We start from the raw sequence: 247 nt of genomic DNA on the forward strand, positions 1-247 counted from the left end.
ATTTTCGCCAGCGCCGCCGTCGCGTCGGTCAACGGACGCACCGCGAGGTCGATGTTGGGTGCCTCCATGCGCAACAAGCGGGTCAGTTCCGGCACCAGGACGAGATCACCATAGTCGGTTGCGGCGAACTCGATGCGCTGATCGGCGGCCACCTGCCGGAGTCGCCACGCTCGGTCCGGCACCGGCTGTTCGAGGAGCGCTTCGTCTGCATCCGCGATGCGGCGCGCGCCAATCAATCCGAACGCCT

At 66.8% G+C, this 247-nt stretch carries 1 pseudogene; it reads right to left on the bottom strand.

The window, feature by feature from the left end:
• Positions 1–247, bottom strand: a pseudogene (locus FNJ47_RS50330) (hypothetical protein); the annotation flags it as partial.

This window comes from Bradyrhizobium uaiense (genome assembly GCF_010811875.1).
GTDB classification, from domain to species: domain Bacteria; phylum Pseudomonadota; class Alphaproteobacteria; order Rhizobiales; family Xanthobacteraceae; genus Bradyrhizobium; species Bradyrhizobium uaiense.